Annotated in this window: 21 protein-coding genes; 8 read left to right on the top strand and 13 right to left on the bottom strand. The window is 36.1% G+C overall.

Annotated elements, in window-relative coordinates; all coding sequences use genetic code 11:
- Positions 1 to 102: 102 nt before the first annotated feature.
- Both PSR12_RS06695 and yiaA read left to right on the top strand, forming a co-directional pair.
- On the top strand, positions 103 to 1,521 hold the full coding sequence (locus tag PSR12_RS06695) for an aminotransferase-like domain-containing protein (protein ID WP_274772200.1): 1,419 nt from the start codon (positions 103 to 105) through the stop codon (positions 1,519 to 1,521).
- Between the two features lie 439 nt (positions 1,522 to 1,960).
- Complete coding sequence (gene yiaA / locus PSR12_RS06690; RefSeq protein ID WP_221680538.1) at positions 1,961 to 2,431, top strand: inner membrane protein YiaA; 471 nt, start codon at positions 1,961 to 1,963, stop codon at positions 2,429 to 2,431.
- 121 nt (positions 2,432 to 2,552) lie between these two features.
- Here yiaA and PSR12_RS06685 read toward each other — a convergent pair whose 3' ends face one another.
- On the bottom strand, positions 2,553 to 3,602 hold the full coding sequence (locus tag PSR12_RS06685) for a 2,3-butanediol dehydrogenase (RefSeq protein WP_221680537.1): 1,050 nt from the start codon (positions 3,600 to 3,602) through the stop codon (positions 2,553 to 2,555).
- 19 nt (positions 3,603 to 3,621) lie between these two features.
- The gene (locus PSR12_RS06680; RefSeq protein ID WP_048391171.1) at positions 3,622 to 4,260 is read right to left on the bottom strand and encodes a GntR family transcriptional regulator; all 639 of its coding nucleotides are present in this window, start codon (positions 4,258 to 4,260) and stop codon (positions 3,622 to 3,624) included.
- Between the two features lie 279 nt (positions 4,261 to 4,539).
- Here PSR12_RS06680 and PSR12_RS06675 point away from each other — a divergent pair, with 279 nt between their 5' ends.
- Positions 4,540 to 5,937 (top strand): hypothetical protein, encoded by a 1,398-nt coding sequence (locus PSR12_RS06675; protein WP_221680536.1) that lies wholly within the window; start codon positions 4,540 to 4,542, stop codon positions 5,935 to 5,937.
- A gap of 36 nt (positions 5,938 to 5,973) precedes the next feature.
- Here the strand turns inward: PSR12_RS06675 and PSR12_RS06670 are convergent, their stop codons facing one another.
- Genes PSR12_RS06670 through PSR12_RS06655 form a run of 4 tightly spaced genes read right to left on the bottom strand, consistent with a single transcriptional unit; the run spans position 5,974 to position 8,317 of the window.
- Positions 5,974 to 6,372 (bottom strand): GntR family transcriptional regulator, encoded by a 399-nt coding sequence (locus tag PSR12_RS06670; RefSeq protein ID WP_257521408.1) that lies wholly within the window; start codon positions 6,370 to 6,372, stop codon positions 5,974 to 5,976.
- Positions 6,373 to 6,393: 21 nt separating this feature from the next.
- The gene (locus PSR12_RS06665; RefSeq protein ID WP_274772195.1) at positions 6,394 to 7,173 is read right to left on the bottom strand and encodes an ABC transporter permease; all 780 of its coding nucleotides are present in this window, start codon (positions 7,171 to 7,173) and stop codon (positions 6,394 to 6,396) included.
- A gap of 6 nt (positions 7,174 to 7,179) precedes the next feature.
- Complete coding sequence (locus PSR12_RS06660) at positions 7,180 to 8,082, bottom strand: ABC transporter ATP-binding protein (protein ID WP_274772193.1); 903 nt, start codon at positions 8,080 to 8,082, stop codon at positions 7,180 to 7,182.
- Complete coding sequence (locus tag PSR12_RS06655) at positions 8,066 to 8,317, bottom strand: PLD nuclease N-terminal domain-containing protein (RefSeq protein ID WP_004232404.1); 252 nt, start codon at positions 8,315 to 8,317, stop codon at positions 8,066 to 8,068. The genes PSR12_RS06660 and PSR12_RS06655 overlap by 17 nt, the downstream gene beginning before the upstream one ends.
- Before the next feature lie 183 nt (positions 8,318 to 8,500).
- Between PSR12_RS06655 and PSR12_RS06650 the strand changes: the two genes are divergently transcribed.
- On the top strand, positions 8,501 to 9,040 hold the full coding sequence (locus tag PSR12_RS06650) for a transcriptional regulator (protein WP_221680532.1): 540 nt from the start codon (positions 8,501 to 8,503) through the stop codon (positions 9,038 to 9,040).
- A 32-nt stretch (positions 9,041 to 9,072) separates the two neighbouring features.
- Positions 9,073 to 9,933, top strand: a complete 861-nt coding sequence (locus PSR12_RS06645; protein ID WP_004232402.1) for a YitT family protein — start codon at positions 9,073 to 9,075, stop codon at positions 9,931 to 9,933.
- Between the two features lie 41 nt (positions 9,934 to 9,974).
- Here the strand turns inward: PSR12_RS06645 and PSR12_RS06640 are convergent, their stop codons facing one another.
- A complete protein-coding gene (locus PSR12_RS06640; RefSeq protein WP_274772190.1) occupies positions 9,975 to 11,138 on the bottom strand; it encodes a YbfB/YjiJ family MFS transporter in 1,164 nt (387 codons plus the stop codon).
- Positions 11,139 to 11,238: 100 nt separating this feature from the next.
- On the opposite strand from PSR12_RS06640, the gene PSR12_RS06635 reads away from it, so the two are divergent.
- Positions 11,239 to 12,117: a LysR family transcriptional regulator gene (locus PSR12_RS06635; RefSeq protein WP_274772188.1), complete on the top strand. Its 879-nt coding sequence runs from the start codon at positions 11,239 to 11,241 to the stop codon at positions 12,115 to 12,117.
- 106 nt (positions 12,118 to 12,223) lie between these two features.
- On the opposite strand, the gene PSR12_RS06630 is transcribed toward PSR12_RS06635, so the two are convergent.
- Positions 12,224 to 13,825: a Na/Pi cotransporter family protein gene (locus tag PSR12_RS06630; RefSeq protein WP_274773439.1), complete on the bottom strand. Its 1,602-nt coding sequence runs from the start codon at positions 13,823 to 13,825 to the stop codon at positions 12,224 to 12,226.
- An 843-nt stretch (positions 13,826 to 14,668) separates the two neighbouring features.
- Here PSR12_RS06630 and PSR12_RS06625 point away from each other — a divergent pair.
- On the top strand, positions 14,669 to 14,974 hold the full coding sequence (locus tag PSR12_RS06625) for a hypothetical protein (protein ID WP_221680528.1): 306 nt from the start codon (positions 14,669 to 14,671) through the stop codon (positions 14,972 to 14,974).
- A gap of 4 nt (positions 14,975 to 14,978) precedes the next feature.
- Here PSR12_RS06625 and PSR12_RS06620 read toward each other — a convergent pair whose 3' ends face one another.
- The 5 genes from PSR12_RS06620 to PSR12_RS06600 form a co-directional block, all read right to left on the bottom strand.
- Positions 14,979 to 16,490, bottom strand: a complete 1,512-nt coding sequence (locus tag PSR12_RS06620) for a HAMP domain-containing sensor histidine kinase (protein ID WP_274772185.1) — start codon at positions 16,488 to 16,490, stop codon at positions 14,979 to 14,981.
- Complete coding sequence (locus PSR12_RS06615) at positions 16,474 to 17,175, bottom strand: response regulator transcription factor (RefSeq protein ID WP_274772183.1); 702 nt, start codon at positions 17,173 to 17,175, stop codon at positions 16,474 to 16,476. Before PSR12_RS06615 ends, PSR12_RS06620 begins: the two co-directional genes overlap by 17 nt.
- Before the next feature lie 53 nt (positions 17,176 to 17,228).
- The gene (locus PSR12_RS06610; protein ID WP_274772181.1) at positions 17,229 to 17,816 is read right to left on the bottom strand and encodes a DedA family protein; all 588 of its coding nucleotides are present in this window, start codon (positions 17,814 to 17,816) and stop codon (positions 17,229 to 17,231) included.
- A complete protein-coding gene (locus PSR12_RS06605; protein ID WP_221680524.1) occupies positions 17,816 to 18,388 on the bottom strand; it encodes a class I SAM-dependent methyltransferase in 573 nt (190 codons plus the stop codon). The genes PSR12_RS06610 and PSR12_RS06605 overlap by 1 nt, the downstream gene beginning before the upstream one ends.
- A 510-nt stretch (positions 18,389 to 18,898) precedes the next feature.
- Complete coding sequence (locus PSR12_RS06600) at positions 18,899 to 19,276, bottom strand: hypothetical protein (protein WP_274772179.1); 378 nt, start codon at positions 19,274 to 19,276, stop codon at positions 18,899 to 18,901.
- Between the two features lie 284 nt (positions 19,277 to 19,560).
- On the opposite strand from PSR12_RS06600, the gene PSR12_RS06595 reads away from it, so the two are divergent.
- On the top strand, positions 19,561 to 20,460 hold the full coding sequence (locus tag PSR12_RS06595; RefSeq protein ID WP_257521399.1) for a hypothetical protein: 900 nt from the start codon (positions 19,561 to 19,563) through the stop codon (positions 20,458 to 20,460).
- Positions 20,461 to 20,506 lie beyond the last annotated feature (46 nt).

Genomic DNA, 20,506 nt, shown 5'->3' with positions numbered 1-20,506 from the left:
CCTCTTTTTCTATCATAAAAGAAGTTGGATAGAACAGATTAAAAAGGATAGAACAGATCAGTTTGGTTCGTGGTACAATCGGTGTGAATAGGAGGAATCGATGTGGGCAAAGCAATTCAAAATGAAGATTATCCTTTTAAGAAAGTCTATGATGATGTACTGCACCGAATAGAGCGAAAAGAATGGAAAGAACATGAAAAGCTTCCCTCCGTCCGGCAATTAGCATCTGAAATGAATGTCCATCGGCTAACGGTATTAAAAGCTTATCAATTATTAAAACAGCATGACAAAGTTTATGTAAAAGATAAATCAGGCTATTTCGTCCAATCAACAGTAACAAAATATATTGAATATCTAGATCAGGACAATCCCATTGTTTCAGCATATGTAAAAAAAAATCATTTATCCGAAATCCATCAACCATCTGTTTCCTATCATTTTTCTCAGGCATTGATTGACCCCAATCTTTTGCCTAATCACTATTTTTCAAATTACGTGAAGGAAGTGTTTGACCTATATCCGAAAGTACTGGCAACCTACTCAACGGTGCAAGGTGATTTAGAGCTACGTAAGACACTGACCCAATATTTTATCAACCACTATAAAACACATTTGAATCCAGAAGAACTGTTAATAACAACTGGCTCACAGCAAGCCATTCACTTAATTGCTCAAGCTTTTATTAAGCCACGAGACGTCGTTTTATTTGAACGCCCAAGCTATAGTGCTGCGATTGATATCTTTAAAGCACAAGGCGCACAGATTGTTACGGTTGATATCCATCCTGAGGGCTACGATTTAGAACAGGTCGAATACTATATTAAAAAATACAAGCCCCGCCTATTTTATCTTAACCCCACTTTCCATAATCCAACTGGTTATACGGTTTCTGTCGAGCAGCGTAAAAGATTAGTGGAATTAGCTGAGCACTATCGCTTTCTATTAATAGAAGATGATGCCTATCACGACATTTATTTTGACCAAGCCCCACCACCTCCAATTTACACATTTGATAGTGCTGGGACGGTCATTTACATCCGAAGCTTTTGCAAATACATCTCTCCTGGTTTGAGAATTGCAACTGTTATTTGTCCATCATCATTAATGAAATCACTATTAACAGAAAAATCGCTAGCTGATAATGGCTCACCACTTCTCAATCAAAAAATTTTTCTCCATTACTTCTCCTCACTAAGATTGCAACAACATTTGGAGAAAATTCGGATTGCCCTACAGATTCGAAAGGAAATTATGGAAGAGGAGCTAGCTGTAACAGGCTGGCGATGGAACAGTCCAAAAGGCGGTCTAAATTTATGGGTACAGCTCCCAGATGATCTTCCAACTGAATTATTATTATCTAAATGTATCGAACAATCGATATCCTTTGTGCCTGGTCAAGTATGTGATCCATTAAAACAACTATCCTCCTGGATACGTTTAAGCTATTCCTATGCAAATGAAAAACAACTAAGAGAAGGAGTAAAAAAGTTGGTTACAGTGGCGCAATCGCTTTCTATGTGAGCGGACTAGCGATTTATTTTCATCTAAAAACGGTGGTATTCACAGCTTTATCAACCATTTCAATTATTTTGTTCATCAGTGGCACAAATCGTAATAAGCGGTGGACACAGCAACAACAGGCAGACATATACATCTAACATATTTAGCTGTCTATTTGAATAATATAAAAAAAGTTAGACACGTAGCTCTTATTTGTACAAAATAATTGCAGCAAAAAGGTTCTCCGTGTAGGACACAATTTTACCAAGGAATGATAAGAGAGCCTTCAGATTTGATGAAGCCATATTGACTCTTTATTCCAGCAAAATAAAAGCCAAATTAAAGCAGCCTCCTTTAAGGAGAATATTGAAGAACGAGAATTAGAGAAATTTCTATTCTCATAACCTCCCTGTAGAATGATAGAATGTTTTTATACAGTGATAGAAGGAGGAGAAAGATATTGTCTAATCAAAATGATTCTTCATTAGATAAGGAAAAACAGCCTGATCCGAAAATTAAAGTAGAAAGAAAAGAGGGAGAACCAACTGCTGCTTTCAAGGGGGCTTCCTGGGCAGCATTGTTAGTAGGTGTTACGGCATATTTTATAGGCTTGTTTAATGCAACGATGCAACTAAACGAAAAAGGATATTACATAGCTGTTTTAGTATTTGGACTCTATTCAGCAATATCCTTACAAAAAGCAGTAAGAGATAAAGAAGAGGGAATACCCGTTACTAATATTTATTATGGTATTAGTTGGGTTGCACTTATTGTATCTATATCATTAATGGGCATTGGATTATATAATGCTGGGAGTATTGTTTTAAGCGAAAAAGGGTTCTATGGTATGTCATTTGTTCTAAGTTTATTTGCATCCATCACGGTTCAAAAGAATATTAGAGACACACAGAGAGCAAGAGAAAGAGATTAAGTTACTGAAAGAGTCGAGAAGTTCATTCTCGATTCCTTTTGTTATTTTTTCTTAAGCTCCATGCTCCTCCAAACTATAAAAAAGAGCATGGCTGTCATCAGCCATACTCCTCTCAATTTTATTAATTTTCTCCGCTAATTTCGACTAAAATTTTAGATTGTGTTTTGTCATTCGTTAACGTTTTGAATCCTTTTTCAACAATCTCATCTAGTTCAATTTGACTTGTGATGATCCCTTGTGGATTAAGTTGACCAGCGCTCATTGCATCAATTGTTCTTTGGAAAATTGATGGTGTATAAACAATGGAAGATAATACATTAACACCTGTGTTTGTAAGTTGCATTGGATTCCATTCGATTGGTCTTGCAAAAATCGACACAATCATCATGTTACCTCGGGGTTTTGTTACATCAATTGCTTGTTTAAAGGTAGGAGCAACTCCTGCCACCTCAAAGGATACATCCACCCCATCTGCAACAATCGCACGAACTGCTTGTACAGGATTTTCTTTACCTGAATTAATAGCATGTGTTGCACCCAATTCTTTTGCCTTTTCTAATCGATCATCGGATAAATCTAATACGATAACTTTGCTAGCACCTGATGCTTTTGCAGCGATTACTGTTAATAATCCAATTGGTCCAGCCCCAAATACAGCAACAGAATCACCTAATGTAACCCCAGCATCCTTGACAGCTTGTACTGCAACAGCCATTGGTTCTACCAATGCACCATCTTGTAATGTTAAGTTATCTGCTAAACGATGTATATTCGTTACAGGGACATTAACATATTCTGCAAATCCACCATTTCCATGTAAACCGATGAAGTTAAATCCATCATAACGATCGACTTCTTCATGTTTATTTCTATATGTTAATGTAGGATTGATGACAACTCGGTCCCCAGCCTTAAAGTCAGTAACCTTAGAGCCAACTTCTTCGATGATACCAGCAAATTCATGTCCCATTGTAAGTGGGGCAACTTCACCTGTTAATTCAGCTTTTTCATCAACTGGTACGAAAACCGGACCTTCTTCGTATTCATGTAAATCACTTCCACAAATACCAGCCCACGCTACTTTTACTTTCACTTCTTCTTCTCTTAAAGCGCGTAATTCAACCTCTTCAACTCTAATATCTTTCACACCATGCCAAACTGCAGCTTTCATTTATGTTACCCCCATAAAATTATTTAAATTGGTACCATAAAATAACATCCTTAATAGCTACTCGTGCATGATCAAAATCCGACACTTCTATACACTTGATAAAAGTATTGATGGACATATGATAGGATTCAACTAGATTCATCTTCCATTTTGTTTGTGCAGCTACATTTGTAACAAATATTGTTTCTTTAAAGAATCGTAGCATAGCAATATTTCCTGTAACATCAAAAAACAATTGTAACAAGTGGGCAAACGAAACAACATATTCATAAATATTTTCAGCGGACTTTCTTTGTTTCATAGCTTCAAATCGAAATAATAGTTCATTTTGCAAATCAGCAGTCCATTTAGATTCACATTTGGTTAGTGCTATATCCAATAGATGATAAAGCGCTTCCAAATAATCCTTTAATTCCTGATCCGTTATAATCTTCACTCTTACACCTTTATGTTGTACTTTTTCAACTACACCATCTTTTTGTAAAAGATAAAGGGCCTCACGGACAGGTGCATGACTTACTTGTAACTCCTTTGCAATTTCTGCCTCTATTAAGCGCTGACCTTGTTCATAGTAACCAGAAAATATGCGGAATAATAATCGTTCAGCTATTTGCTCAGAAATTGTTTTTTTTGAAATTGAATTTTCATCAAACCCCATTAAACCACTCCAATAAATTTATATCTTTTTATTTTAACATAGTTCAGTGTATAGGGTGATTAGCTAAAAGCGTTATATATTATGGATTATAGATTATCGATAATCTATAAAAGTATTTTAATCTATAACTTCATTTCTTTCAAATATCTTGTTTTGGGTGTAACTTAAAATACCTTTTTGGTTGTTGTTTCGCTTTCGCCCAAGTTAAATTTTTTAAAATCATCACCATCTTTTTTTATCTTCATATTCTATAGAATCAGAATATTGAGGGGGAAACGTATGGGGATTGAATTCACAGCTCTCCATTGGATTTACGTGGTCTTTATTGTGCTCATCATCGGATTTATGGTTAAACGTCGTGATACCACCCTCATTTGTGTAGTAGGCATCTTTATGCTAGCGATTGTTGCGACTGGTGATTTTACCTCGTCCATAAGTGGTGTGTTTAACAGCTTTATTTATGCCATAACTGAGCTGCTATCAACGATTCTTATTATTTCGATTATTGTGGCGATGAGCCGGGTCATGATGTCTTCAGGTATTAATGAGGTTATGGTGGCCCCTTTCACAAAGATCATTAAAACACCCGCACTTGCTTATTGGACGATTGGACTATTAATGATGTTTATTTCTTGGTTTTTCTGGCCATCACCTGCCGTAGCGCTATTAGGAGCAGTGCTCTTGCCTGTTGCCATTCGGGCGGGTCTCCCAGCACTGGGGGTTGCCATGGCGATGAACTTATTTGGTCATGGTATTGCGTTATCGAGTGATTTTGTCATTCAAGGGGCTCCAAAATTAACGGCTGATGCTGCTGGTATCCCTGTTGGAGATGTTGTTTCAGCCAGTATTCCGCTTGTGATCACAATGGGCGTTGTAACGACAATTGTTGCTTATATTTTTTTACGACGTGATATGAAACGAGGAACGCTACTTTTAAATACTGGCAACAATGAAGAGGAGAATGGTGAACAAGAGACTGCGGAAAACTTACTGTCAATTGGGCAAAAGCGATTCTTCGCCGTCCTTATTCCTATTGCTTTTATCTTAGACGTTATCGCTATGTCAGTATTCAATTTAACGGGCGGAGATGCAACGGCTTTAATCGGGGGAACCTCTGTTTTTATTTTATTGTTGCTTAGTATGGTTGCTCATAAATCAGCGGGATTAGAAAAGACAACAAGTTATTTGATTCAAGGATTTCAATTCGGCTTTAAAGTCTTCGGACCCGTAATACCAATTGCTGCTTTCTTCTATCTTGGAGATGCTGGCTTTACACAAATTCTCGGCGACCACCTCCCCGCAACTTCACACGGTATTGTCAATGATCTTGGTGTCGGTCTTGCAGCAATAGTTCCGTTAACAAAGGAAATTGCTGTTGTCACGCTAGCAGTTGTTGGCGCTATTACTGGATTAGATGGTTCTGGCTTTTCAGGAATTTCTTTAGCAGGTTCGGTTGGTAGTCTATTCGGGAATGCCATTGGTGGGGGAACAGCCACTTTAACTGCTTTAGGACAAATCACAGCTATATGGGTAGGCGGCGGTGCATTGATTCCTTGGGCATTAATCCCAGCAGCTGCTATTTGTAATGTCAGCCCATTTGAGCTAGCAAGACGAAATTTAATTCCTGTAGTCATTGGTCTGATTGTGACAACGATAGTTGCTGTGTTTTTGATTTAATTTGATAAAATTGTAAAAGAGATGGTCACTAGATTATCAGTAGCCATCTCTTTCACTCTCCGTATAATACTTTTGTAAAATGTCATAAAACATTTCTTTTAGTTGAGATTTTTTCATGCCTAAAATATAAGCCTCTAACAATAATTGCTCCACATTCGTAGCTATTTGGTGAAATGAAACAGTCGTTGCTTTATTAGGATCTACGATAACAAATGCTCTAGAATGAGCTTTAATGGTGATGATTCCCTTTTTTTGAAGCTCTTTGTAGCTTTTATGAACTGTATGCAGATTGAGGTTTGTTTGTGCCGCTAGCTGGCGTATAGAAGGCAAATGGTCCCCCTTTTTTAAATTTCCAGTCGCTATGGATAAAAGCAGCTGCTGTGCGAGTTGTTGATAATATGGAATTTTGCTTCTTCGATTTACTTTTACATTCATTTGTCGAGGATTTCCTCCATATTAAAATTTCTTTTTGGCAATAAAATGATGCATGATAGCCATCATGAATAGTACAAGTAACAGTGTGACAACAATATGAAAGCTATACCATGTTTCTATGTCACCTGTCATTATTATCGTTGTAGCATACAAACTATTACTAGCTGGATTTATGACATCTAAGAATGGATGTAAGCCAGCACAAAAACGACAAATAAATAAGACACCAATACTGATTAAAGCGATAAATGGTGTACTATTAAAAAATGTACTCATCATGGCAACAAATGTAATGACAAACAACAGCCAAATACAATAAAATGCTAAAGCTATCAATGCGCGCGTTATCGGTACAGAGGTAAATAAATAAGATGTATAGCCAAGGGACATTGCATAGCCAAGCGTAATACATAGAACAGCTAAAACATAATGAGTAAGCAGTTTACTGTTTAAGTAGGATGTGATAGATACTGGCCTTGTTAAAATGAATGCCATCATCCCATTGGCTTTTTCTCCTTGAATAATTCCCATCGTTGCAATAACAAGTATGATTATACCTAATTGATCAAATTGCGAATTAAGGGTTGAAGCAAGCACTTCTTCTCCCCCTGGCTTTGCCATTGATGGATCAATTATAATCCCTTCTATACCACCCATTGATTGTAAAATAGCAGGCAAGAAATACATCATGATCGGCTGAGTTAAACCTAGGAGAATATAAACGATTGGTAGCCAAACGACTTTATATTCCTTTGTCATTTGATTCATTTCTTTTTTACTTAGTGCGATAAACGTATTCACTTTAAATTACACCACCAATTCTAAAAATATTTCTTCTAAGCTTTCTTGAAGATCAAGATCAAACTTTGTAAATAGTACATTTGAATCCAATCCGTACTGTAGCAATCGATGGGCGTCTGCTTCCAAGTGATTGACATATACTTTAAAACCATCCCCACAATTTTCGAGTTTCTTTACATAAGGTAAATTTTCAATCGTTGTTAGCCATTTTACATCTTTATTTTGAACCGCTAAAAAGATAGCTAAATCTTGATAGCGATTAAGTAACTCCAATTTTGTTGCATCTTCTATTTTGTAACCATTTTTAATGACCACAAAGCGCTCACAAACTTCTTCCGCATCGCCTAAAATATGTGTAGAAAGTAGTATGGTCGTTTCTTTTTTTATATCTTTTAATAGATTCAGCACTTCACGTCTACCGATTGGATCTAGGGCTGATACGGGTTCATCCATAATGATGAAAGCTGGCTTGTGTAATAAAGCTTGTGCGATACCAAGACGCTGTTTCATACCTCCTGAAAATGTTCCAACATGAGCATGTGCTTCTTTCCCTAAGCCTACCTTTTCCAGAAGAATTGGGATATCTTTTTGTAATTGATTTTTCGAAATACCCGAAAGTGTCCCCATAAAGGCTAAAGTTTCTGATGCTGTCATCCACGAGAAGAAATTAGGATACTGTGGTAAATAACCAATATGATTTTTCATCTTTGAAATTTTTTGTCCATCAAGTACAATGTCCCCTTCATCTGCATAAAGAATATCAGCAATGATCTGAATTAATGTGGATTTCCCTGCCCCGTTTGGTCCAATAAGCCCTACACATTCATTCGAATCAATAACCATTGAAAAACTACTTACTGCCGTTTTCTGTTTAAATTTTTTCGTTATATTATTAATTTCTAAGCGCACGTTTATTGACATCCTTTCTACCTATCACGAAATATAGAACAGAACCAATTGTATTAAAGAACAAAATAATAATTGCCCACATAAGTATGTTTTCTCTGCTATCTCTATGTTTATATAAATCTATGAGTGCAACAGTGATAAGTAAAAAACCTACGAGTACAAATGGTAAAAGGATTGGTAGTATGCTTGCCCAATCAATTTGATTTAAGTCTTCAAAACCATAGTGTAATTTCATTTTTATAACCCCTTTCATTATCATTATCAATAATGATAACAAAAGAATGAAAAAATTTCATTACCTTTTTACTGTACATCTTTAAAAAAACGCTATAGTATATTTTTTGATAATGTTCTCAAATTGATAACATTTGAATGCTTCCCTTGATACTATCTCATTTTCTGGTAGGAGGATCGGTTTATGCGAAATAAAGCAGAGGTATTAATGCACCCTGTGAGAATGAAAATTTTACAAACTCTGATGCACAATAAAGAAGAGGGTTTAAGCACATTGGAGATGATTTCTGTCATTAAAGATGTACCACAAGCCACTCTATATCGTCACATCCAAATTTTAGTCGATGAAAATATTATAAAAATTGTGAAAGAGCGAAAAGTTCGTTCTGTTACAGAGAAGTTTTATGCATTAAATGAAGGAGCAGCAAAACTTAGTAAGGAGGATTGGACGCAACTCACAACCAAGCAAAAATTAAATTATATTTCCTACTATCAATTGGCTTTACTATCTCAATATCAAAATTATTTACATTCACTTGATGAAAAAGAAAGCACAACAGATTTAGCAACTTTTTCTTTAATCGACCTAACGTTAACGGACGATCAATTCAAAAACTTTGAAATTGAATTAAACGATTTATTAACTAAATACTATAATATGACCGACTCAAATAAAGGTTTTGAAACTAAAACAATTGCTTTAAATATTATTCCAAAACCTTAGGTACTATTGACGTAAAGAAATGGAGAAGATTTATGAAAAAAGGAAAGTCACTAGAAAATATACGAAAATTAATTATGATCATTATTGGGGCAGTTATAGCCGCTTACGGACTAGAGGCCGTGTTAATTCCGAATGCTGTCATTGATGGCGGTGTAACAGGTCTTAGTATTATGGGCGCGCACCTCTTTGGTATCCCATTAGGCGTACTGCTCTTTGTCTTAAATATTCCGTTCATTTATATTGGCTACAAGCAAGTCGGAAAAACCTTTGCCTTAATGAGTAGTGCTGGTATTGCAGCTTTATCGATTTCTACAGTGCTTTTACATGACGTCAAAACCATTTTAGGCCCAAATGATCCCCTCCTAATTGTTTTATCTGGTGGTATGCTTCTTGGTGTGGGGATTGGGATTGTCCTACGAAATGGTGGCGCTTTAGATGGCTCAGAGGTTTTAGCTGTACTATTGTCACGTAAGATTCCATTTTCAGTCGGCGATATTATATTATTTATCAATGCCTTTATTTTCATAGGGGCAAGCTTTATCTTTGGCTTAGAGAGTGCTCTTTACTCAGCGTTAACTTACTATATTGCCAAAAATGTTATCGATATAATCCAAGTTGGTTTAGAAAAATCAAAAGAAGTTCGTGTGGTTAGTGGAAAATCCGAGGAGATTGGAGACGCTATTCAAGCCCGCTTAGGCCGTGGTGTTACCTATACACATGGACGTGGTGGTTTCTCCAATGAACCAACAGAAATCTTAAACTGTGTCATTAACCGTATGGAAGAAAATAAATTAGTTTCGATTATTAAAGACATCGACGAAGGCGCTTTTGTTGTCATTTCTGATGTATCAGAAGTTCGTGGTGGTAACTTTAAGAAACGAGATATCCATTAATTTCAAAGTAAGTAAGGCGCAACATACCTTACTTACTTTTTTTAGGTGCTTCTATCATATTTTATGCCACCTATTAAACATAATCCTCCCAGCATTACAACTAAGGAAGCCCCAACTAAGGCGTACTGATAGCTATTTGTGTAGCTTGCAAGTGTTCCTGCAATGGATGGACCAATCATTTGTCCGAGCGCATAGCCAGCGGTTAAATAGCCTATCATTTGATGACTATTAACTGGTGCAAGTTTCCTCGCTAATGTTGTACAAACAGTTGTAATTCCCATAAAGGTTGCCCCGAAAATAAAGGCACTAGCATAAAGGGTCATCGAATTTGTAGCTAACGCAGGTAAAATAATACCTATCGCTTGCAGTAGCATAGAGATGAGCAAAATTTTCACATAGCCATAACGCTGTGCTAGCTTAGACCAGACGATACATGAGGGAATTGCTGCAACACCCACAACAAACCATACAAAGGCTGCATCTCCATGAAAGCTTGTCGACTCCTGTGCAATTGATACAATAAATGTACCTGTGACAATATAGCCAAGTCCCTCTAAGCTATAAGCGATGATTAACCATTTCATCCAAGACTGAGGAGGCGTTTTCTGTGAAATTATCTGGCTTTCCACTAGTTGTTTACTTGGTGTAATAGGCTTGATGAATAGCACAATCAAGACAAACAATACAATACTAAATAAAGCTAATACGATCCAAGTTCCATTCCAATGGAAAACTGCTTGGATTGGTGAAACAATCACCGCACTTAATGCAATCCCTACTCCCACCCCACTATAGAACAGCCCCGATAGATGCATATGACTACTGCTAGCTAACTGGTCTAGTATTAGGCTTGTTATAACAACAAAAATAAAAGCACTCACAACCCCCGAGATAAATCGTAATAAATACCAAATGATGATTGCATTTGTAAAGCCCATGAAGGCTGTTGTTAAAACGCTGATAACAAGGGTAATTTGCAAAAAGAGGATTCGTTTATTCCCTATTGGTAAACGGCCTGCCACCCAGGCTCCAACCAAATAGCCTAAGTAATTACTCGTTGCTAAGTAACCTGCTGTTGCTCGGCTAAATTCAAAAGCTTCTTGCATATAAGGTAAAATAACCGTATACGAAAAACGGCCGATCCCCATAGCGATTACTAAAGCAAAAATGCCCCCGATTAAATATCGTACTGTTTGCTTGTGCATATCATCACTCCTTCTATTTCACTATATCGAATATCTAGGTATCAAAAATAGATCCAATTCTTTATAATAAGTATCAATAAAATTGATAGCTGGAGGGCATATGAATATTAATGATTTAACGATTTTTCGAACAGTCGTCCAAACAGGTAGCTTTTCTAAAGCTGCCACGGCACTTAATTACACGCAATCCAACATCTCTATGAAAATACAAAGTCTTGAGGCACTCTACGAAACAACCTTTTTTTATCGTGGACATCGAGGGATACGGCTAACACCAAAAGGAGAACAATTCTACGAGTTAGTCCTAAAAATGCTTCATCTCTATGAAAAAACCTTTGAGATCATACATGATACGGAGGAACAACGAGGCGTTTTACGAATTGGTTCGATGGAAACAACTGCTGCATTACATTTACCAACTCTGTTAAGCACATTTCATCAAGCACATGAACAAGTGGATATCACCATATTAACAAGCCCTTCTCAGCACAATATTGAACGGGTTGAAAACTATGAACTAGATGGCGCATTTGTTACCGGGCCTGTTTATAAAGAAAATATAATGATGAAAGAGTTTGTCTGTGAAGAGCTTGTTATTCTCACTTCTAACAAGCATAAGCTTATTAAACATCTACAGGATTTAGAGGGAAGCTCCGTGATTACATTCCGCCATGGCTGTTCCTATCGAGCCATCTTGGAACATTGGTTACATGAAGAAGGAGTTCGACCACAAAATCGAATGGAGCTTGGTACGCTTGACGGTATTATTGGCTGTGTTACTGCTGGGTTAGGTATTACCTTACTACCACGTGCCATTGCAGAAAAACACATGGCAACACAAGCATTAACTTTGCACAAGATAAAGAACAAGCAAGCACATATTCCTACATGGTTTATTTATCGTAAAGACGAAGTACAATCCCCCATCCTAATGTATTTTTTAGAAGCCATAGAAGCTTATAACTATCCGACAGTTTGAGGGTTCTATCCGTTAGTTTTGAAATTCTATCCGTCAGTTTAATAATTCTATCCTTCCCCGAAAAAAAAAGCTGTTCAGCAGATTATCTCCTCTGAACAGCTTTATATTAAGCAATAACGGTTTCCGCTATGTTAGAAGCATGATCACCGATTCTTTCTAAATTACTCACAATATCCGCAAATACAATACCTGCTGAACCTGAGCAAACTCCTTCATTTAATCGCTTAATATGCAATTTACGTAAACGTCTCTCCATATTATCAATTTCATTTTCTTTTTCTATCACTTGCTGTGCTAAGGAAAGATCACGCTTATCAAGTGATTCGATAGACATTTTCACAGTTTCTAATGTAAAAACAAACATATCCTCTAACTCCTGCATCGCTTGTTCACTTAAACGAACGCGATTACTATCCTTGTATTGTAGAAGCTCAATTATATTTTCTACATGATCACCAATTCGTTCGATATCACGAATATTTTCAAATAATGCATGGTGCACTTGGGAATCATGGGTTGATAAAGATTGTTTTGATAACTCCACTAAATATTCCGTTGATTTGCGATCTAAATTATTAATGGCTTCCTCCAATTGGTTGACCTTACCTATTAACTTAGCATCATCCGTTTTCAAAATCTTTAATGTTTCTTCTAAACCTTGAATACTATACTCGCCCATGCGTACTACTTCCATTTTTGCTTGACCTAATGCCACTGACGGTGATTTGATAATTAAATTTTTATCCAAAAATTTTGGTTTGTATTCAATGATTGAATCTTCGCCCGGAATTAGTTTCGTTACGACATAAGCCCAAACACCTATGAATGGTAATTGAATGATTGTATTGAGGACATTAAACGTTCCATGTGCAAAGGCTATTTGCATTTTCGGCTCTAAATTGAGCACCCCTGCAATCCATTCCACATAGTTCGTAAATAATCCTAATATGAGCATAAAGATAACTGTACCCACTACATTAAATAATAAATGTGTGGCAGCTGCTCGTTTTGCTGCAATGGAAGCACCTAAAGCTGCTAGGATGGCTGTGATCGTTGTGCCAATATTATCTCCAAACAAGACAGGTAATGCCCCATGTAATGTTATCAAATCTTCAGCATAAAGCCCTTGTAAAATCCCTACTGTAGCCGAGGAAGATTGAACAACCAGAGTGAATATCGTTCCTACTAATACGCCTAAAATCGGCACATCAGACATTTGTACAGTTAAATCTAAAAATGGTTGCCAATCTCTAAGCGGCTTCATTCCACCACTCATCAGCTCTAAACCAATAAATAAACCTGCAAAGCCAAATAATACTTGCCCCATATTTTGAATGAAACTTTTCTTAAAGAAAAATAAACATATTGCGCCCACTGCCATAATTGGATATGCGTAAGCACCTACATCTATTCCTATAATAAATGCAGTAATGGTTGTCCCAATATTAGCACCCATAATCACGCCAATTGCTTGGCGCAGTTTCATAAGTCCTGCGCTCACTAGTCCAACGGTAATAACAGTCGTACCTGAACTTGATTGTATGAGAACTGTAACTACAATACCAACTAGTACACCCATTAATGGGTTTGTTGTAAATTTATCTAAAATATCTCTTAGTCGATCACCTGCAGCCTTCTGCAAGCCATCTCCCATAAATTTAATAGCGAAAAGAAATAAGCCTAACCCTCCAAGAAATTGGAAAATCATCTCCTGTACATTGATAGCCAATCTATTCAACCCTTTCCTTGTTGTCAGACTTTATTATTAATAGTTTTAAGCTAGCTGTACATATCATTTACAATGGATTAAATTAATATTTACACGCCCTTTACAATTAGTCCAAAAAACGGACATATTCAAATCAAATACAACAAAAAAACAAACAAAAAAACATGAGAATAAGATTTTCACATGTCATGTTGTTGAAAAAAGATGATGTCAACAGCAGAAAAAGCAACTTTGCAAGGTGAGAGGTTGATTTCCGTTCCGCCACCGTCCTTTCCAGGGGGCGTCCGATGAGCCGCTTCACTCACTTCCGTTCGCTCCAGGGTCTCCTCAGTGACGCTAAATCCCCTAGGAGTGACGCTGGCTCCACTCCAATCAACCATTCTGCAAAATGTCTTTACTTTTTTTCATAGTAGTGGAGCGATCAAATCGCCCATTATCTATATTCTTAGAGGGTTATTTTCAATGTGGAGATGTGATGCTTGACAACACCACTTCATAAAGAGTAGTGAACACCTTCAATTTATTAAAAAAATTTCGCTAAAAAGGTAACACTTTTGTAGGTTGGAGTGGAAGGCTACTTGACTCCCGTGGGATAGAGAGACAGCGAGCCACTAAACGGAGCGGTAGCGGAGGAAGCGGCTTGGCGGTCGCCCACAGGAAAGCAAGTAGCCTGCAACGGAAATCCATTTCTACCTTTCAATTGACTGTTTTATTTTTCAACACTAAGACATGAGAAAATCTTCCATAAGATTTTCTCATGTTTTTTTTGACGGCTGAATACATTTCCTTTAGGCTGTAATTAGACATTGAAAGGAGTTTTCTATGGATATTTTTATCGCTAGTAACCGCCAATTACCTATCCGCTACTATGTGCAGGAAGCAATTTGGATTCGACGTGGCGGTAGTATTAAGCTACCAGATTTAACACTGCCATTTTTCGTCGAGGTAGAGATTAAAAATCAATATAATTTACATATTATTGCAGATTATATTCTGGACTTTCAACGACAATACAAGCAGACAGAAATCCAATTATTAATCAGAAACACAGCTACCCTAGCAACCCTACAAGATATGCTTTCACAACATAAACAAATACAACATGCCATTACTATTCTTCCATTGTAGTCAGTTATGAAGCTGCTAATGGCAATGTGATAATAAAGTACAGTGTCTCGTTTTTGTATTTTGCGTGAATCGTTCCTCCGTGAAGCTCCACTATGCTCTTCGCAATCGCTAGTCCAAGCCCTGAGCCCTCGGTTACATTTGTTCTCGATTGATCTTTTTTATAAAATCTCTCAAATAAACTAGCAAGCTCCACAGATGTAAAGGCATCACTTTGGTTCGCTACACAAATACGCACATGGTTTGCTTGTCCATCAAGGGAAACCATAATTTTTCCTTCAGCTGTACTATAATTGATGGCATTGATGAGTAGATTATCAAATACTCGTACAATTTTTTCCGAATCCAGGGCAGCAAAAATTCGTTTCTCTGGAAAATGTTTTATAAAAATACGTTGTTTCTCCTCTGCTAATGGTACTAATTCCTCCATTAGTTGTTCGAGTAGCTCATTTATACAAACCTGTTGTCGCATTAAAGTATTTTTATCATTCGTGAGCTTAGTATACTCAAATAAATCGTCTATTAAATTTTTTAATTGCTCGGATTTAGAAAAGGCTATTTTCAAATATTCGTCATATTGCTCTTTCGTCTCATACTTCTCCTCTCTTAATAAACGCAAATAACCCATGATTGAGGTAAGAGGTGTTCTAAGGTCATGTGAAACATTTGTAATGAGCTCGTTTTTTTGTTGTTCAATTTTCCTCTCCATCTCGATACTTGTCATAATTTCTTCTGCCATTTGATTAACATTATCCGTGAGTAAAGCAATTTCATCCTGGCCTTTTTTCTCAATACGAAAGGCTAAATTTCCTTTTGCGATTTCCATAACCCCCTCCGCTAATGCCTCAATTTGATTCATTTTGCGTTTTGTTATAGAGAAAAATGATACGATAAACAACATAACACCAATGAAAAAAGGTATGGGGCCTTCATTCGTACTTGTGATGGCTTCGCCTTGTGGAAGCCCACTAACAAAGAAATAATAATTTTTATCTTGTAAAGTTAGTGGCACTAATGTTGTAAACTCCTCACGAGACGTTTCGATCACATGATAGGCATTTTCAAAAGGTTGATTCATTGTAAAGTCCATGACATGCCTTATCTCTTCGTGCAAATCGATTTGTTGCTCCTTCACCTGCTTTGTTTTATATAAGATCTTCCCTGTCTCATCTGTGACGACTATTTTTAATGCATTATCCTCATTTTCTATTTTTCCATTTTCTTGATCGATCAATTCTCTTAATGCTTTAACACTATTTTCTTGAGTTGCCATCGCTGCTGTATCCTGCGCATGATAATACATCAACTTCATACTACCACTATAATCCACAATCACTGTCTCATTGATATTCTCAAAAAATGGCACTATTGCACGTGCCACTAAAAAACTGCCGAGTGCACATAATAAAAACGTTGTAAATAGTTGAATACGAATGCTACGTTGAATATTATTTTTTATTTTCGCACCAATATGCTTCAGAAACCTTGGGATCTTTAAAAGCCTAAAGAACTTTTTCAACTTTATACCCTACTCCCCATACGGTTTTAATATATTGTGGATTCCTTGGATTTGTCTCAATTCGCTCTCGAATTTTTCGAATATGTACCATTACAGTATTTTCCGATTGAAATGCTTCCTCTTTCCAAACTTTTTCATAGATTTGCTCTGCACTCATGACAATGCCAGGATTACTAACAAGCAATTCCAAAATAGCAAATTCCCTAGGTGTCAGCTTTACTCTTTCATTGTTAACAAAAACTTCATGTGTCGCCGTATTGATACGTAAATCACCAACTTCCAGCTCCTCTTTATTGCTGCTATGTAAGCCACTCATTTTCAGATAGCGACGAAGCTGTGATTTAATGCGGGCAATCAGCTCTAACGGATTAAAGGGCTTCGTCACATAATCATCAGCACCTATTGTTAAACCACCAATCTTATCCATATCTTGAGATTTGGCAGTTAGCATAATAATAGGCATTTCTGCTACTTCTCTTACCTTCATACACATTTTAATGCCATCTACTTTAGGCATCATTAAATCCAATACAATTAAATGTACTTTATGCTTCTTTACTAACTGTAAACCCTCTTCTCCATCACATGCCTCTAACACCTGAAACCCCTCATTTTTCAAATAAATTGAAATCAGATTTCTTATCTCTTTTTCATCATCTACAATTAAAATTGTTTCATTACTCATCTAATCCCACCATTAATCAAATATTTTCCATTCATAATGTTCCTCCATTTTAGCTATTTTTTAAATTTCCGTATATAAAAATAATAAATACAGCTAACAGTCACGATGAATAACCCAAAGTAAATACCATATTTCGTAGCAATAACAGAAATATATTCAATTTGACTGCCGAACAATAAACCTAGTGTAAAATAAATCAATGTCCAAATAAAGCCTGTTGTATAGGAAAATAAGGCATATGTTTTAAAAGGCATATTATTCATTCCCACCAAGTAAGGGAGAATATGTCGAACAATTGGAATAAAGTAACTCAGGACTAATGCAAAACGTCCATATTGATCTAACAATTCTTTTGATTTAGATAAGTACTTTGCCTTTTTCTTTTTCACAAGTTTATCGAGTACACGATGACCAAACAGTTTTCCAAGTATAAATCCTAGAGAAAGCCCTGAAACAACGCCTAAATAAGTAAGTAAAAAAGATTTCCATATGACCAATTTTCCTAGCGAAGATAGAAAACCACCACTCATGACAATCATTTCATCTGGTAGCGGCATGCCTATGATCCCTAGCCATAAACTAAAAAACAAAGCAAAATAGCCATATTGTTCTATAAATAATAAAAGATCCTGTAGCTCCATTAGCTGACCCTCGTATTTCCTAACCTACAGCTCAATACATACGCTGGTGGCATATTGATCCATACTTTCTCATGTGAAATATCCTGAAAATAGGTTTGAAAAAATGATTTTTTCACAAGTGAATATTGGAAAGTAATGAATTTTCCATTATACAAACAATCCCTCACATTTCTTAAAATGCAACACGATACTTCCGCCTTTAACGATGTAAATGGCAGTCCAGAAATAACATAATCTATATTTTCGATATTTAAGTCCGTCAAATATTGCTTCAAATTTTCTGCTGAACCATGGATCACTACAACATTAGCTACATGAGCAAATTGCCTACGCAGTTTCTCACAAAAAATCGCATTATGTTCAATGAGAACAAGCCATGTAGCTGGCTTTTTTCTTTTCACAAGCTCCTTTGTAAAGGCCCCCATCCCTGGGCCAAGCTCTATAATGCATTGAGCCGTTTCAAAGCAAATAGGTTGCACCATTTTATGCGCTAATTTCTTAGAACTAGGTGATATGGCGCCTATTGTTTTTGGATGCTTTATAAATTCAGTAAGGAAGGTGATAAGCTGCATTTCGTTGTCTCCTCGCTTTGCGTTCTTTATTGATGGTTTTAACTATAAAGAGACTTTCTTAAAGATTTGCAAGGAGAATTCTTAACTTTTTCTTAATAATTGACATTATTTAGTTAGTAGATTAACACGATACCCTATGGTGAAAACAAAAAAAGTCGCTCACTTTTATTCATGAGTGACTTAATTGCTTAATTTCTATATTCATCTTCATTTTTCGCTCATAAAATTCCATTTCATTAGTATTGAACTCACATCAAAATCATGAATATACGCATATTGACGCTCTATTAAAGAATGGAATGAAGGTGCACATTCAATACCAACGACAGCAAAGCCTATAATGAAACCTCTGGATCACAGATTCAACATTTTTAAAAACTGTTGGCCCTTTCATAGCTTGTTCTTCGTGCTCTTCTGCTCACAAGATGATTAAACACAATATAATCTTCATTTTTAGGTGTATCCTCTTTTCTTAACAGCAGTATAAAGACATGATCCTTTCTTATATAACTAATTGTTATTTTCATCATTTACTTTATTTCCCATGATTCCGTTATTAATCCCTCTTATAATTAATTGCCCTAAAACATAAAAGAATGAAACAAAGATAATGGCTACATCTCTTCCAAAAGGCTTAAACCAACTTCCATCATCATCTATAAAAAAATGGCCTAACATTAAAGACAAAGCAGTCATTAAAAAATTTAGGACAATGAACAAAGGTAGATGATCATTTCTAGATACTATGCCAACTCCAATGATGAAAAAAAGAAATAATGGAAATAAGAAGCTAGCCTCTTGATTAGAGAGGTGGCTATTATACTCACAAAAATGAAATAAAAACGGAAATGGAAATAGCGACAAAATACGTTGAATAAATCTTTTCATTTCAGCTACACCTCGATAAAAATATAATATGATTATTAAAGTGTAATTTTACACTAAAAATAATCTTTTATCTATAAAAAATAAAATGTATAGGACGGTAATTCTTCTGTATTAACTTCCTCCTGAACATCAGTACAATTTCCCTTAAGGTTCATAAAAGATTAAAAGGTACTTCGTTCTAATGACAATTTCCTACATAAAATAGGCATACAATTGCTGACAATCGAATAGAAACCTATATAGAGACCATTAGTCATGGGAAAAATAAAGTGGGGTGTGTAAGGATGCTTAAGGTAAATGATGCAAAAGAAATGGTACTTGAAATTGTGCAAGATGACCCATTGTATGTTGCACTGCAACATACACCTTTAGAGGAAAACCTCTATAATGATGGGTATTTAGCAGAGATCGATGAATCGAAACACTATACAATTGCAGAAGTCGCGGGCTGGTTTGATATTACAGACGCCATGCTTCGCTACTATTTAAAGCCGTTTGAACAGTATATTTTTGACAATGCTTCGCCCAATACAAATAGCAATATTCGTTTAAACCTACCTGCTATATTGAGATTGCGCATGATTTTATTATTGAAGGATGAGTATCGTGTCAGGGGGATTAAATTATTGCTAGGTATTGATGATAACGGACAGCTGCTGAAACACCAAATTACCGCAACGACCATGGATTCTGAGGATTTATCACATAAAATTGATTTGCTTGGAAACGTGCTACAGCAGATGATTCAAACAGGTCTTTTTCAGATTTTGCCGAATGAAGAGCAAGGGACGTTACAAGTTAACATTAATCAGGACTTTCTTGACAAAAACATTCAACGTTTTTCGACCGATTCTGCCCTTCAAGTGGAAGAAATTCAAAAAGAAACGTTGGAACTAAAGCAGGAAAATGAACATCTTCAAAAGCAAATTACCGAGCTGCAAGAAAATAGCGTGAAAGACATTGTACAAAAGATTAGAGAGCGTCATATAGAAAATGAAATCGTTTCTACATTACGAACAGAAGCATTACAGCAATATTCCCAAAATAATAAAGTCGGTTTTTTCACCAAATTTTTTAAGTCCGCACAAATTGAAATGGACAAAGAGCAATTCGTTCTAAGCTATATTTCAAAGCATTTAGAAGAACGTTTAGAAATTGCATTGAACGATTATTATGATAAGTAAACTAGAGCAATGGAGAGCATGAGTGAGACTATTGGAAATGGTCACA

The organism is Lysinibacillus sp. G01H (assembly GCF_028872195.1).
GTDB lineage: Bacteria > Bacillota > Bacilli > Bacillales_A > Planococcaceae > Lysinibacillus > Lysinibacillus capsici.
The sequence above is the reverse complement of the archived record's forward strand: the minus strand, read 5'-3'. Positions and strand labels throughout refer to the sequence as shown.